This window comes from Halodesulfovibrio aestuarii DSM 17919 = ATCC 29578 (assembly GCF_000384815.1).
Classification (GTDB): Bacteria; Desulfobacterota; Desulfovibrionia; order Desulfovibrionales; family Desulfovibrionaceae; genus Halodesulfovibrio; species Halodesulfovibrio aestuarii.
The window spans coordinates 1002463-1015278 of record NZ_ARQF01000020.1 but is presented as its reverse complement, the minus strand read 5'-3'; the positions used below and the strand labels follow the sequence as shown (position 1 = coordinate 1015278).

Genomic DNA, 12816 nt, shown 5'->3' with positions numbered 1-12816 from the left:
AAGCCATGAAACCGTCATTTTCTTTTATCCACGCAGCAGATTTGCATCTGGATGCAGCCTTTAAGGGTGTTGCCAATGTATCATCACAGGTGGCAGGAGCTCTGCGTGCTGCTACATTTGAAGCTTTGGAACGTTTAACGGAGCTTGCATGCAGCGAACGCCCTTTGTTCGTTGTGCTCGCTGGAGACGTTTATAATCAGGAAGATCAGAGCCTGAAGGCTCGTTTTGCTCTGCTTGATGCGTGTAAACGGATGCGTGATGCGGGAGTTCGAGTTTTTATTGTTCACGGAAACCATGACCCATTGCTGGAAACAGAGAAATCTTTCAGCTTTCCTGATAATGTGCATATTTTTGGTTCAGATAGTGTTGAGCAGGTGCGTATTGAAAACATAAACGGCGAGCTAGTTACGGTCGTTCATGGTGTGAGTCATGGAAAACACAACGAGCGTAGAAAACTGGCAAGACAATATTCGCGTACGGAAGATGATGTTTTTCAAATTGCTGTGCTGCATTGTACGGTTGATTCGGTTGCTGCTTCTGAACAATATGCTCCGGCAAGTATAGCAGATTTTGCTAAGTCCGGTATTGAATACTGGGCTCTTGGTCATATCCACGAGCAGCAGATCGTGAGTCGTGAACCTTTTGTTGTCTATTCAGGCAATATTCAAGGTCTGCATATTAACGAGCAAGGAGAGCGTGGCTGTTTGCTTGTTAATGTTGAAAATGGTGAAGTTTCAACTCGGCATCATACTCTTGGTGGGATTTTATGGAAGATTGAATCTGTTGATATATCTAACGTGGCGCAGGTTGATCTACTTGAAGAGGTTGTGGAGTCTTGTTTAGAAAATGTGGCGCAGCAACTCCCAACAGCCTGCAAAGGCGTTATTGTACGCCTTGTGCTTGAAGGACGGAGCATTCTCGATGCCGAACTGAGGAAGAATGGCGCAGTAAAAGAGCTTGAGGAGCGTATCCGTGAGGGGCAGATGGAAAGCAGTCCATTTGTCTGGCTGAAAGATATAGAGCTGGCGTGTAAGCCGGATATAGATATTGAAGCCATGCGCAGCCGCCCTGATCTACTTGGTGAAGCCTTAACTGTTGCTGATCAGTTAACAAGAGAAGAAGGTGTTGTTGAACTGCGTGACTCAGTGAGTGAACTATTCGGTTCACCTACAAGTAAACGCCATCTAACTATTCTTTCTGATGAGGAGTTGGTGCAGCTTGCTACAGAAGCACAATATTTATGTCTTGATTTGCTTGAGGCTGACTAATGCGGATTACTGATCTTTATATAAACGGCTTTGGTGTTTTTGCAGAACAGAAATTATCCGGATTTTCTTCCGGCGTGAATGTTTTTCTTGGGAACAATGAAGCGGGAAAATCCACCTGCCTATCTTTTTTACGGTACATGTTGTTTGGATTACCGCGAAAAGGGAAAAATATTTCGCACTACGAGCCGCTTCGTGGTGGCAAGCACGCCGGTGTGCTGGGGCTTGCTACACAAAAGTTTGGTGCACTGCGGCTTGAGCGTTCTTTTAAACCGAAGCGTGTAGCAATTACCGGTGGAAATGGCGGGCAAATGGATGAATCAGCCTTGCAGGCATTACTTGGTAATGTTTCCCGCGATCTCTACACGAATGTGTATGGTTTTTCCCTCACAGAATTACAAAGCAAAGAAGCTTTAACCGGTGATGCTGTTCGTAACGCCTTATACGGAACAGTGCATGGTGGCGGTGCTTCCTATACTGATGTGATGAAGCACCTTTCTACAAAGCGTGAGGCTTTGTTTAAAAAAGGCGGTAAAGTTCTTCCATTAAATAAGCATATCAAAGACCTTGAGCAGCTTCGCAAAGATATGAATGCTTGTGATGACAGTGTTGCTGCGTATCTGGCTGTTTCACAAAAAATTTCCGAACTTGAAGATGAGCTTGCAGAACGAACTGTTGCGTTGCGTAAATTGGGCATCGAAGCCGGAACTGTAAACGCGGACATTCGTTTGTGGGGCATTTTTACCGAATATAAAGAAAAGAAAGCAGCGCTTGAGGCTGTTCAGCCGCTTGTTGTTTTTCCGCAGGATGGATTACTTCGTTTTGATAGCCATAACAGTAGCGCACAAGAAAAACGTGAGCAGTTAGCCAAGGTTAAGGCTGGCATTGAGACGACACAACGGGAGATCGAAGCTAAGCAGACACTGGTTAATTCAGAGCTTATTATGCAACAGGATGTTGTGCGTGCCTTAAGCGAAGAAAAAGCTGTAATGGTGGGCAAACAAAACGAACTGGAGCAGCTGGGACTGGAACAGAAAGCCCTTCAACGTGATCTTGCTGAGACGTTTGAACAGCTTGGTGCTGATTGGAATGCAGAGCGTGTGTCTGCATTTGATTTATCTGATAATACGCGTCGTGAAGTTGCTCAATTTGAAGAACAAACGGGCGCCGCCAAGCAGGCTGTTACGCTTGCCCAGAACGAAACAGTACGTCTTGCCGGAGTACTTGAAGATGCGCGACGTAATCTTGAGCAATATAAATATGAATTTGAAAATAATGTTGACGTAAGACGTTTCTCTGCCTTGAAAGGTGAGCTTAATTCTGTATCGGGTGACCTGCAACAGAGTAAAGATGTTTTGCGAGCAGTCCGCTCACGCTTACCAAAGGTGCTTGCATCGGAAAATGCTTCTACCATTACGCCGCTTATGGTTACGGCTGCCTTTGGAGTTGTTGGCGCGGGTATTGTTGCCTTGCCGAGTTTTATACCAGTCTCTCCGTACATTTTGTATTCGGGAATTGCGGTTATTGTCTTGGCAATCGCCGGGGGGGTGTTGACCACAATGCAACGGAGCAAAAAAATATCGGCCCAACAGCACGATGTTTTGGAGTTGATGAGTAGCGCGCCGTTATTGTTTCCTCAACCGGAAGTTACTGAAGAGTGTCTGCTTCAGGCGGAAGATTTATTTGAAGACATGCAGCGTGGTATCATGGTGTGCGAGGCTTTGCAGGAAAAGCTGCATCTCGCTCAAAAACAACATGATGAAGCGCAGAAGCTGTTTGAAAAAGGAAGTTGTAATGAGCAAGATGCGGCCGATATTCTAACGAGAGTCAATTCCAAGGTAAAACAATGGCTGACTGAGCGCGGATTATCGTCAGGCCTGCGTGTGCAGCATATTCCGGAAACCCTACAGCTTATTAAGGATGCTAAATCTAACATTAGTCAGCTTTCCGACTTAGAAGCTCGTAAAACATTTGTACAGGGTGCTCTTGAAGCATTTGCAAAGCAGCAGGATGCTCTTTGTGCGGCAGCATGTATTGAGCCGGAATATGCTTTCGATCGTACTATTAAACGTAGTGTAACGCAGGATAAGTTACTTCGGATATTGACAGAATCTCAATCAGCCCAGATTGAGATTCTGGGGTTATCAGATGCGCTGCGCAAGGATATGGAATCAGCCAAAGTTCTTCGCGATTCTGTAGTAAAACATGAAGAAGAGATTCATGCATTATTTACAGCAGCAAATGCAATAGATGAAGAGTCATTTAGAACAAAGCATGCAATCTACATGCAGCAGCAAGAATTGTTATCTGCTTTTAACGCGTTGAATGCGTCTCTTGTAGCCGCAAGCGATGATGGGGATATTAGTCAGCTTGCAGCGCGAATTGGTCAACAGAGCGAGCAGGAGCTTGCAATAAAGGCATCTGAGTTAGCTGCAACCATTGAAGTGAGAGAGAAAGAGCTGGAAGAGCTGCGACAGGAACTTATTCAAGCCAAAGTTGAGCAAGAAAAGTTAACTTCGACAGAAGAGTTGGCATATAAGAGGAACCAAAGCGAAGCGCTTAAAGAAGAAGCAAATGGATTAGCCAAAGAATGGGCACGATATCGAATTGCGGAACATCTGTTATCCCGGGCGCGGGAGCGGTTTGAGCGTGAGCAGCAGCCTGAAGTTGTTAAGCAGGCCGGAATTTTCTTTAAGACAATTACAAAAGGTGCCTACAGTGGTGTCTTTAAGCCACTTGGAGAAGAAGATATTTTTGCGTTGGCAGAAGATGGCACAAGACGAAAGCCGGAAGAATTAAGCCGAGGAACAGTGGAGCAACTCTATTTATCCCTGCGCCTTGGGCATATATTAAGTCACTCAAATCAAAATGAACCGTTACCTGTCATCATGGATGATATAATGGTTAATTTTGATCCAATAAGAGCTGCAAGTACTGCTGAAACAATTACAGAGTTAGCAACGCATAATCAGGTATTTCTTTTTACCTGTCATCCGCAAACAGTAGAAATCATGCGAAATCATGCTCAGGATGTCGGTGTTTATACCGTTGTGAATGGTTTGCTTGATGTTGAAACCGGCTAAGCTGCAAATGGAAATAACTTGCGCGTGCGTGCGCAACTCTTTGTGTTAATTTTCAGGGCTACTTGTATCAGGCAAGTAGCCCTTTTCATTTCTATCATCCGTTGGAGAAGCCTCTTGGCGATGGCAATAAAAAATTAAGGAAGCGAAATCTCAACAAAAAAAAGCCCTCGATCGAATGATCGAGGGGCTTTTTTTTGTTATTTAATATCAGGTTCTTTAGTGCCCGCCGCTTCCGAGGATACCAGAAGCAGCAAGAGTAAGAACTGCGATTTCAGCGATTACAATAGAAAGGTAGATAAAATCACCACATCGGAAGTACGGTAAAATGAGTGTTGCGTAGCAGATGATAGTCATAACTGCGAGCAATACAAGACCGATGAAGTTGATGAAGTCGCCTGTTCCGACAAGACTAAGCCAGTCCCAGCCTGTAGGGCTGTTGGTTGCTTTTAGATAGTCGTGAACACCTAGGTGCCAGTTATTAATTACTGTTTCAATTGGTACATGGGGAGTAAGAATACCAAATGCATATATTGCATAGGTAATGAGCATGATAAGGATACCAAGATAAGCACCACGTTCCAGAATCATTGCATAGCGCATTTGTTCTGGTGGAGTCACGCATCTGTTCGTTTGTATTGTCATGACTTACCTCCATTAACCCAGGATACCGAGTCCAAGGCCTTTATCAAGAGCCTTGAAACCAGCAAAGAAGAGAACGCCGATTACCATATAACGGATGAAAGAGGCTTTTGCGACAGCAAGCAGGCGTACGCCCACGAGAGAGCCAAGCATCAGGCCGATAATGGAAGGGATAGCGATCAGTGGAATAACCGCACCCTGGTTCATGTACACCCATGCCGCAGAGGTATCTGTGATGGAGAGTAAGAACTTGGATGTTGCTACAGAGACTTTCAGTGGAGCGCCCATAAGGAGGTTGAGAACAGGGATGTTAGCCCAACCTGCGCCAAGTCCGAACATGCCTGCCATGACGCCGATTACGACGAATAACAGCAGACCGGTAAAGGTGCGGTGAGTTTTCCATTCAAATTCTTTTCCTGTTGCCTGATCTTGATAGAGACCTTCAATACCAAGCGCATGACTGATTGCGTCCTGTTTTGTGACAACCGGGTATTCTGAGTTTTTAGAACAAAGCAACAGAATTGAGATACCCATAATGGTCGCACCGAGTGCAGTCTGAACATATCGTGGGTCGAGCTGTGAGAGGTATAAACCAAGCATAGCACCCACGACAGCACAGGCTGACGCAATAAGAGCCATAGGCAGTGCAAGGCGGAGACTTGCAAGGTTACGCTTTAAAAGACCAGGGCCCGCAGCAAGGGCACCTGCAAGCGCAACCATAAGACCTGCACCACGTACAAAGTCGATGTGGAACGGGAAGAAACCGGATACCAGTGGTACGTACAATACGCCGCCACCAACACCAGCAAGAACCGCGATCACACCAAGTACAAAACAAAAAACTAGTAAGATAAGTGGCCAAAACCACCATACATGATTGCCGCCGGCAGGAGCACCTGCCGTAACCGCTTCAGCAGCAAAAGCACCTACAGGAGATGCAAAAATTGCTGCGCTAACCCAGAGGGATAGCATAGTGAAAAGTCTAGTAACGTTTTTAAGCATTTTTTCCTCGCATAACTTACGTTAACCTCTAATCAAATGTTGTTCCGTGCTTTTGAGGTAAAAGAATGTGAAAAATATGTCAATCACCTCGTCTGAATAAAAGAATCGAAATAACCCACTGAAATTCAAGTTTATTAAGAATAATAGCTACTTTCCTATAGAAGCATGTTTTTTAAAAAAAAAGAAAGGAATTGTGTAATAATGTCTTATTCATAAACTTGGATAAAGGGTAATAGTTTGAATTTATGATGAAATATTATTTTTATTGCAACATTGTGTTTTTTTGCACAAGGAGTTGAAGTTTGAATATCAAATATTTTTTCGTAAGGGCTGTTTTTTTTAGCTTTTATTAAAAATCAATAAAATAAAGCAGGTAAGAAGATAGAGATAAAAATAACATGCATAAAAAAAAAGAGCAGATAGTTTTTACTATCTGCTCTTGGGCTGCTAATAAATCAATGGCTGCCTGAGTTATGATGACGATATACAAAGCATACTGTTTTTCCTGGTTTTCAGGTTTATATCATAACTCTGTGCTTACGCTTTAAGGGGTTATGCCATACGTTTTTTTGCGAATGCGAGCATTTTTTCTGCTTCTTTAAATTCGGGATCAAGCTTCAGCGCCATAAGGGCTGACTTTGCGCATTTATCCCATTTTTCCCAGTCTACGTAGACTCGTCCAAGATTAAAGAAGAGATGCGGGTCTTGTCCGGCGACCTTTACGGCTTTAGCAAAATATTTTTCTGCTACATCGTATTTACCCATTTTCCGGAGCGCCATTCCAATACTGTTGTAATAACGGATGTTTTCCGGAGAAAGTTCAATTGCTTCAGCAAGCAGAGTGAATGCTTCACTGTACATACCAGCACGAATGTAGCGTTCTGCAACGTCACTTTTAAGGTCTGCATCTTCTGAAAATCTTGTGAGTAAGGCATTGAATACAGTAACAGCATTTTCATGTTGTGCTGTATCAAGAAGCATTTGCCCTTTTTCAAGTTCTAGCTGTTTTTGTCTTTCCAGCGCTTCGAGCATTTGCTGAGCTTCGTCAGTTACATTCTTTTGAAGCTCGACAAGTAGCTCCTTCAGTGTTTGAACCAGCTGTCGCTCTTCACCTTCTTTAAAGATAAGTGCGATGGGAAAAACTTCTTTAAGTTTAGGAGCTGCAGCCAAATACATTGTACTGTCTTCAAGTAAGCGTAAAAATTCCTGCTTTTCAGCCTTCATTAACGGATATTTTAAGTAAGCAATTATCCCGTCATGCAGTGCCTGAGCGGCCATCTGAATTTTTGCTTGTTTCAAGTACGTACGAACATTGCTTAGCTGAGTACGAGCTCTAGTCAGTTCAGCAGACATCCAAAACCCCCTTTGGGAAGCGTGATGAAACTACTTGTTGAGACTTTCTTTAACCATGTCACTGAATCGTTTGAAGAAGTAGTGACTGTCATTAGGTCCCGGACAAGCTTCTGGATGGTGTTGCACAGAAATAATACTCTTAACTTTATGTGCAATGCCTTCAACTGTATTATCGTTGAGGTTGATGTGAGTAATTTCCACATCGTCACTATCCAGTTCAACACAGAATCCGTGGTTCTGCGAAGAAATTTCAATGCGCCCAGTTGTCAAATCCTTAACAGGATGGTTACAGCCGTGATGCCCAAATTTAAGTTTGGATGTTGTGCCACCTAATGCGTGTCCAAGTAGCTGATGTCCAAGGCAAATACCGCCAACAGGCATCATGTCGCAAAGCTTAGTAATTTCGGCAATTTCATCTTTAAGTGTCGCAGGGTCACCTGGTCCGTTAGATAAAAAGACTGCATCGGCACCAGTTAATGCAACCTGCTCTGCTGTAAATGACGGAGGAACGACTAGTAAGTCAAGTCCCAGTTCATGCAATAGTCGTAAGATGTTCCATTTAATGCCAAAGTCGTACACAACAATTTTGGGACCTTTGCCTGTCCAACTGTAAACACCGTCTACAAGACGGATTTTTTGCGGTCGAACACCATCCCATCGGTATACATCTGTTGGTGCAACGTCTTTTACAAGATTGAGTCCTTCCATAGAAGGAAGCGCTTTTGCTTTTTCAACAAGCTTTTCTACATTAAGTTCTTTTGTAGATATAATTGCTCGCATTGCGCCGTTCTTACGAATGTGGCTTGTAAGTGCTCTTGTATCAATTCCTTCAATACCAAGTACACCACTATGCTTGAGATAGTCCGGCAGAGACGCTACCGAACGCCAGTTAGAAGGAACTTTGCAGCATTCTTTTACGATAAGTGCTGCAGCGTGAACCCCGCCTGACTCAATATCTTCTTCAGTTACGCCGTAGTTGCCGATAAGCGGGTATGTCATACATACCATTTGTCCAGCGTAGGAAGGGTCTGTCAAAATTTCCTGATACCCAGTCATACCAGTGTTGAAGATGACCTCACCGCCAGTTTCACCAGGTCCGGTGAATGAGCGACCCTCAAGTACAAAGCCGTCTTCAAGTGCCAAAATGGCTTTCATCAGGCGTTCTCCCGTAAAAGTTTTAAAATTACGTCTATATCTTCAGGACGATCCACACCGTGTGTCTTATGCTCCGTGCATACCACTCTGATAGGAACATTATTCTCTAAAAGACGCAGTTGCTCAAGTCGTTCTATACGCTCTAAGCTGGACTGCTCCCACTTTGTGAACTGCTTTAAAACTCCAAAACGGAATGCGTATAAGCCAATATGCCCAAGATACCCGTTAGTTGTTTCGCCATCTCGCGCAAATGGGATACGTGCGCGGGAAAAGTAGAGTGCGTCACCATTTGCAGCCTGAACAATTTTTACTTTGTCAGGACTTGCTGCTTCTTCTTCGGTAATATGGTGCGCGAGTGTCGCTACCTGTACATTGCCGTCTGTTAAGAATGGGGTAACTAACTCGGTGAGCATAATCGGGTTAAGTGCAGGTTCGTCGCCTTGGATGTTTACAATAACAGCGTCTTCACCAGCGCCAAGCAAGCATGCAGCTTCATATACTCTGTCCGTCCCGCTGGGGTGGTCTTTGCGGGTCATTACGTATTCGACATCCAGCTCGCGCGCGATGTTTGCAATACGTTCGTCGTCCGTTGCCAATACGATTTTGTCGAACTCCGGACATGAACAGGCACGTTGATATACATGCCAGAACATAGGCTTGCCCTCGATAAGCGCAAGCGGTTTTCCAGGAAAGCGCGAGGAATCGTACCGTGCGGGTATAATACCAAAGCAGGAAGCTGTTAGAGCCATATGCACACCTATTTCCCTAATATTAGGGGGAGTAATAGATTGGACACAGAAAAGCCCCACGCTATGGGGCACTGTTTAAACCGTCAGAGAGTATGCTAGTTTTTTTGAAAAGGAAAGAGAAAAAATGAGTTTGTAGTAGCATCTTGAATTTTTGTTACTTTCGTAGGCTGACTGTACAAAACTGCTTTGTGTCACAATGGGGCTTCTGTCCGTACTGGCATTCTGGTATATGTTGTGTATGAAACGCTGCATTATGCACCTTGATATGGACGCTTTTTTTGCTTCTGTTGAGCAACTAGACCACCCGGAATGGAAAGGGAAACCTGTCATTGTAGGTGGTTCTGGAGATCGTAGTGTTGTATGTGCGGCTTCATATGAAGCACGGAAATTTGGTGTGCATTCTGCTATGCCTATTGTTCAGGCACGTAAGCTGTGTCCGAACGGGATATATGCAGATATCTCGCGGGGGCGGTATGTGGAAATTTCCCGTAAAGTAATGTCCGTGCTCTATTCATATTCCCCGGTTATTGAACAAGCTTCAATTGATGAAGCTTTTATTGATGCAACAGGAGCCGGTCATCTTTTCGGCTCTCCTCTTGAAATGGCGCAGGGGATGAAGCAGAAAATTTTTGATACCGTTGGCCTGACATGCTCAATCGGCATCGCTCCTGTAAAGTTTCTTGCTAAAATTGCCTCTGACTACAACAAGCCTAACGGGCTGTTCGCTATTTACGAAGAAGATGTTTCAACTTTTTTGCAGGAACTTCCTGTGCGTAAAATTCCCGGAGTAGGCAAAAAATTTGTTGAAAAGCTTGATGAACTTGGCGTCAGTACTTGCGGTCATGTTCTGGAATATTCGCTTGAATTTTGGGAACGCCGGTTTGGGAAAAGCGGCATTGCGCTATGGGAACGTGCCAACGGCATTGATGAACGAGCAGTTGAAACTTCTATAGAGGCGAAATCAGAAAGTGCAGAAACTACGTTGCATAAGGATACACTCGATAAGGTGTTGCTCAAAAAATGGCTTATGCGTCATGCAGACCGTGTGGGGCAGAACCAGCGAAAGCATGGACTTAAAGGGCGTACTATTACATTAAAAGTTAAGTACAGTGATTTTCAATCTCTTACCCGAAGTAAGACATTACCTGATCCCACCAACACGACAGATGTTATTTATCAAGTAGCAGCAGATTTGCTGGATGCTATTGACCTTGTAAAACCTGTACGTCTGATCGGCCTTGGACTTTCAAATTACAATAATACCGGTTTAGAGCAGCTTAATATGCTTGATCACATGCAGCATAGGTGCACGGGTGTTGTGCGCGCTACTAAAAAACAGCAGCAGATTGATGAAGCATTGGATGCAGTGCGTAATAAGTTCGGAAACAAAGTCATTTGTCGAGGAAGTCTTTTCGGCTTTACTGACGAATAATTTCCAAAAATAAAATATTCTTTAATAAATGCATATTCTTGTATTAATGTTTCCCGCAAACTCTCCTACCGTTTTTACAATCAAACTTTTCCCCATCCCCTCCCTAAAAAACTAGTCCCCGCTTTAGAACATACTCTAATAATCCCCCTCAGGTATCTTCATTTGTTTTTTGAGATGTTGTAGCTTCTTAGGCGCAATTCTTTTGGGCAGATACCTTATTCCCTGCTTCAGTGTTTGGTTGCAGCAGGGGCACAACACTATGTTGCCACCAAGTCTGGCATGTTCCAGAAGAAGCTTATCCAAAAGAGGCAGATATATTTGCTGTGCGTTCGGGATAGTTATTTCAGGGATAAGTGGAGGAATGGTGCCTGTGGCTCTTTTAGAACACTTTGAGATTGATTGTTGCTGTGTTCCCCCTCTTTTTTCTGTGTACTGTGTAATTGTTTCATATGGAATTCCTTGAACAACCGGAAGGCTTGCTGCTGTACTTTCAAACAGGATAATCGTGTGCACCCCAGCGCGCTGGCGTTTATTTGCAAGGGTGACTGTACGCACTGCCTGCCTGAGTTTGTTTGCTGCAGGAATAATAAATGTTATTTCTCGATAAGAACTACTAGCTGGCGGTGTACAGTATTGTACATGGAGCGGAGTTGCAGAAAATGCAGAGATAGTTTCTGCGTGGAGCAGGGGTGTGAAAAATAGTAGAATACAAAGAGTCGTGATCATCTCCTTGAACGTATTCATGGTATGTCCTGTTATTCAAAGCTCGGATTCATGTAATCTTCGACATGAATGATGAAGGTTAGGTTCTCAGAAGTAGGATATGCACCATCAGGGAGTTCTTCTTTCTGAATATCAAATTTATCCATGCACTTCTTGCAGACAGCAATTTTACCCTCATATCCAAAATTCTTAGTATGCAGCATGCGCACCAGATTTACACCTGATCCTTCTAAAACAAGCGTGGTTTCTATTCCTTTATTGTACAGATCTCGGGCGAGCATAAATGTTGTTTCAACTTTCTCCGGGTGTGTTGTGTTGAGAATCAGCATGACCTGTTCAGGTACTGCTTTTTCAATGTAGATCGTACCGGAGGTTCTGCGGGTTTCATACTGAATGGCAAGTGCGGAGAGAATGGGGAGCAAGGTAAGTACTACTATCCATTTTAGTGTGTTTTGGCGCATAAATCTCCCCCAAAGAGCGTCAAAGAGTGCATCTTTTCCTAGTATTGTACTATTGAACTGGGGTGTCTCAATGATTAGCGATAAGGATAACTGATGGAGAGCGTTTAGCGTATATTTGCTGATTATAAAAAAGAAAAAGCCCTGTACTTGAGGATTCGTACAGGGCCTTTCCATCTGGGGGAGAAAGGGTACCAATTACCCTTTGTATTCGAATTACCCCGGAGGGTAAAAGACAACTAAGAAGGTGTGCAATGCGCCACACTAGGTGAAGGACTCGCTGCCGCGAGTTGTGACGGATTGCGGAGTATAAATTTTGGTTGTTACTGCTGAGCAGGAGCAGGCATTGGCATATTGCCATTGTAGCCACATTGACCACGCATCATGCCCTGTCCACGCATACCCTGACCACGCATCATACCTTGTCCACGCATGCCCTGACCGCGCATCATCCCCTGTCCACCCATGTTGTTTTTGTATCTCGGACAGTTGTAACCCATACCATATCCACGGTGCGGGTTAGCAATTGGGTCAACACCAACTTCTTTTTTTACAATTGCTGCAAAAGCGGTGCGTTGAGCACGCATCTCTGCACGGAGTTTGTTCATTTCAGTAACTACGCTTGCAACTTTGTTTGCATCAACATTTTCATTGTTCATAAGGGCGTTAAGTTCTACTTGTTTTGCCCATATAGCATCACGAAGTGGAGTCGTATTCTTAATAAAATCATCGTGCAGAGTTATGTACTTCTGCTGCTGAGCTTCGCTAAGGTCTGTCCAGTTCGGACTTGCGGCTAAAGCTACGGTGGCCACTGCCATGACACATGCTGTCGCAACTAATAGTTTTAATGTTTTAAACTGCATAATGAACTCCTATATTTAATGATCAAGTAATGGTTCGTGTTTTGCTAGTTCTTAATAAAGCAACGCTTGTGCCAAGTTTTTCCTTTTGTAGATA

At 44.0% G+C, this 12816-nt stretch carries 11 protein-coding genes; 3 read left to right on the top strand and 8 right to left on the bottom strand.

What is annotated here, in order from left to right; genetic code table 11:
• The first annotated feature begins 5 nt into the window (after nt 1–5).
• Both F461_RS0110510 and F461_RS0110505 read left to right on the top strand, forming a co-directional pair.
• Nucleotides 6–1268: a metallophosphoesterase family protein gene (locus tag F461_RS0110510; RefSeq protein WP_020001116.1), complete on the top strand. Its 1263-nt coding sequence runs from the start codon at nt 6–8 to the stop codon at nt 1266–1268.
• Complete coding sequence (locus F461_RS0110505) at nt 1268–4348, top strand: ATP-binding protein (RefSeq protein ID WP_020001115.1); 3081 nt, start codon at nt 1268–1270, stop codon at nt 4346–4348. The genes F461_RS0110510 and F461_RS0110505 overlap by 1 nt, the downstream gene beginning before the upstream one ends.
• Nucleotides 4349–4564: 216 nt before the next feature.
• Here the strand turns inward: F461_RS0110505 and F461_RS0110500 are convergent, their stop codons facing one another.
• The 5 genes from F461_RS0110500 to kdsB all read right to left on the bottom strand — a co-directional run bounded on the left by F461_RS0110500 (nt 4565) and on the right by kdsB (nt 9246).
• Nucleotides 4565–4990: a hypothetical protein gene (locus F461_RS0110500; RefSeq protein WP_020001114.1), complete on the bottom strand. Its 426-nt coding sequence runs from the start codon at nt 4988–4990 to the stop codon at nt 4565–4567.
• Between the two features lie 12 nt (nt 4991–5002).
• Nucleotides 5003–5989, bottom strand: coding sequence for a sulfite exporter TauE/SafE family protein (locus F461_RS0110495; RefSeq protein ID WP_020001113.1), 987 nt, complete (start codon nt 5987–5989; stop codon nt 5003–5005).
• A gap of 552 nt (nt 5990–6541) precedes the next feature.
• On the bottom strand, nt 6542–7342 hold the full coding sequence (locus F461_RS0110490; RefSeq protein WP_020001112.1) for a tetratricopeptide repeat protein: 801 nt from the start codon (nt 7340–7342) through the stop codon (nt 6542–6544).
• Nucleotides 7343–7372: 30 nt separating this feature from the next.
• A complete protein-coding gene (gene carA, locus F461_RS0110485) occupies nt 7373–8497 on the bottom strand; it encodes a glutamine-hydrolyzing carbamoyl-phosphate synthase small subunit (protein WP_020001111.1) in 1125 nt (374 codons plus the stop codon).
• A complete protein-coding gene (kdsB, locus tag F461_RS0110480) occupies nt 8497–9246 on the bottom strand; it encodes a 3-deoxy-manno-octulosonate cytidylyltransferase (RefSeq protein ID WP_020001110.1) in 750 nt (249 codons plus the stop codon). The genes carA and kdsB overlap by 1 nt, the downstream gene beginning before the upstream one ends.
• Before the next feature lie 238 nt (nt 9247–9484).
• Between kdsB and F461_RS0110475 the strand changes: the two genes are divergently transcribed.
• Nucleotides 9485–10678 (top strand): DNA polymerase IV, encoded by a 1194-nt coding sequence (locus tag F461_RS0110475; protein WP_235633773.1) that lies wholly within the window; start codon nt 9485–9487, stop codon nt 10676–10678.
• 135 nt (nt 10679–10813) lie between these two features.
• Here F461_RS0110475 and F461_RS0110470 read toward each other — a convergent pair whose 3' ends face one another.
• The 3 genes from F461_RS0110470 to F461_RS0110460 form a co-directional block, all read right to left on the bottom strand.
• Entirely contained in the window at nt 10814–11422 is a 609-nt protein-coding gene (locus F461_RS0110470; protein ID WP_020001108.1) for a hypothetical protein, read from the bottom strand.
• Between the two features lie 11 nt (nt 11423–11433).
• A complete protein-coding gene (locus tag F461_RS0110465) occupies nt 11434–11862 on the bottom strand; it encodes a hypothetical protein (protein ID WP_020001107.1) in 429 nt (142 codons plus the stop codon).
• A 320-nt stretch (nt 11863–12182) separates the two neighbouring features.
• The gene (locus F461_RS0110460) at nt 12183–12722 is read right to left on the bottom strand and encodes a Spy/CpxP family protein refolding chaperone (RefSeq protein ID WP_020001106.1); all 540 of its coding nucleotides are present in this window, start codon (nt 12720–12722) and stop codon (nt 12183–12185) included.
• Between the last annotated feature and the right edge of the window lie 94 nt (nt 12723–12816).

Coding starts and splice junctions, on each gene's coding strand:
- F461_RS0110510 (WP_020001116.1), top strand. CDS start 6: ATGAAACCGTCATTTTCTTTTATCCACGCAGCAGATTTGCATCTGGAT.
- F461_RS0110505 (WP_020001115.1), top strand. CDS start 1,268: ATGCGGATTACTGATCTTTATATAAACGGCTTTGGTGTTTTTGCAGAA.
- F461_RS0110460 (WP_020001106.1), bottom strand. CDS start 12,722: ATGCAGTTTAAAACATTAAAACTATTAGTTGCGACAGCATGTGTCATG.
- F461_RS0110490 (WP_020001112.1), bottom strand. CDS start 7,342: ATGTCTGCTGAACTGACTAGAGCTCGTACTCAGCTAAGCAATGTTCGT.
- kdsB (WP_020001110.1), bottom strand. CDS start 9,246: ATGGCTCTAACAGCTTCCTGCTTTGGTATTATACCCGCACGGTACGAT.
- F461_RS0110470 (WP_020001108.1), bottom strand. CDS start 11,422: ATGAATACGTTCAAGGAGATGATCACGACTCTTTGTATTCTACTATTT.
- carA (WP_020001111.1), bottom strand. CDS start 8,497: ATGAAAGCCATTTTGGCACTTGAAGACGGCTTTGTACTTGAGGGTCGC.
- F461_RS0110495 (WP_020001113.1), bottom strand. CDS start 5,989: ATGCTTAAAAACGTTACTAGACTTTTCACTATGCTATCCCTCTGGGTT.
- F461_RS0110500 (WP_020001114.1), bottom strand. CDS start 4,990: ATGACAATACAAACGAACAGATGCGTGACTCCACCAGAACAAATGCGC.
- F461_RS0110465 (WP_020001107.1), bottom strand. CDS start 11,862: ATGCGCCAAAACACACTAAAATGGATAGTAGTACTTACCTTGCTCCCC.
- F461_RS0110475 (WP_235633773.1), top strand. CDS start 9,485: ATGAAACGCTGCATTATGCACCTTGATATGGACGCTTTTTTTGCTTCT.